1 protein-coding gene is annotated in these 1,376 nt (G+C 67.0%); it reads left to right on the top strand.

The genetic code is table 11. From position 1 onward, the window contains the following. Positions 1-50 precede the first annotated feature (50 nt). Complete coding sequence (locus Ahu01nite_RS50015; protein ID WP_203843839.1) at positions 51-1,196, top strand: IS701 family transposase; 1,146 nt, start codon at positions 51-53, stop codon at positions 1,194-1,196. Positions 1,197-1,376 lie beyond the last annotated feature (180 nt).

Here is a 1,376-nt window from a genome sequence, read left to right as displayed (position 1 = left end):
TACTGCAACCCGGTGTTGCGACTTGAGTAGCGGTCGCTCGTTGACTGGTCATGCTGGGTGGGCAGGTTCTCGCGGAGTGGCAGGCGGGTCTGGATGACTTGTTTGCGCTGGTGGCGAGCCGTTTTTATCGGGTGGAGCCGCGCCGGTTGGCGTTCGCCTATATACGCGGGTTGCTGGCTCCGTTGGAACGGCGTAACGGCTGGACAATCGCTGAACACGCGGGCCGGCGGTCACCGAACGCGGTGCAGGAGATGCTCTACAGCCCGTGCTGGAAACCGGATCTGGTCCGTGATGACGTGCGGGACTACCTGGTCAAACACCTCGGTAGCGCCGACGGGGTGCTGATCGCCGACGACACCGGGTTCGTCAAGAAAGGCGTCCGGTCGGCGGGGGTGCAACGGCAGTACTCGGGCACGGCGGGCAAGGTCGAGAACTGCCAGATCGGTACGTTCCTGGCCTACGCGACGCCGAAGGGCCGGGCGTTGATCGACCGGGAGTTGTATCTACCGAAGTCCTGGACCGACGACCAGCAGCGGTGCGAACGGGCGGCGGTGCCCGACGACGTCGCGTTCGCGACCAAACCGCAGCAGGCCCGCACGATGATCGAGCGGGCCGTAGCAGCTCAGGTGCCGTTCGCCTGGTTCACCGCCGACGAGGCGTTCGGGCAGAACCCCGGCCTGCGGGACTGGCTGCACGAGCAGGACATCGCCTATGTGATGGCGACCCGCAACGACGACGAGGTCCCGGCCGGGCTGCACACCGACCGGCCGGTCAAGGACATGATCGCCGATATCCGGGCTGGGGCGTGGCAGCGGTTGTCCTGCGGCGACGGCGCCCACGGCCCGCGGGTCTACGACTGGGCCTGGACGCCGATCCGGGCCCCGTTCGCCCATGACCGGCGCGGCTGGGTCCTGGCCCGCCGCTCGATCAGCACTGGTGAGATCGCCTACTACCGGTGTGTCGGCCGACGCGGGACCCGGCTACGGGATCTGGTCCGGGTCGCCGGCGCCCGCTGGGCGATCGAGGAGTCGTTCCAGACCGCGAAGAACGAGGTCGGTCTGGACCAGTACCAGGTCCGCCGTTACGACGCCTGGTACGCGCATATCACCCTGGCCATGGCCGCCGCAGCGTTCCTGGTCGTGACCCGCGCCGCTGAGGCCGTAAAGGGGGTACCGGCGCAGACGGCGGTGAACTGATCCCGTTGACCAGCAACGAAATCCGCCGCCTGTTCGCCAGATTCGTTCTGGCTGTCGTCCACACCGCCGCACACGTCTGGCACTGGTCCCGATATCGCCGCCGACGCCAGCAACAAGCTCAAGCCTGTCACTACCGCAAACGACTCGAACCGCCGTAAGCAACGACATCGGGTTGCAGTA

The sequence above is a fragment of the Winogradskya humida genome, assembly GCF_016862215.1.
GTDB classification, from domain to species: Bacteria; Actinomycetota; Actinomycetes; order Mycobacteriales; family Micromonosporaceae; genus Actinoplanes; species Actinoplanes humidus.
Note: the sequence above shows the minus strand (reverse complement) of the source record. Positions and strands in the feature narration are given on the sequence as shown.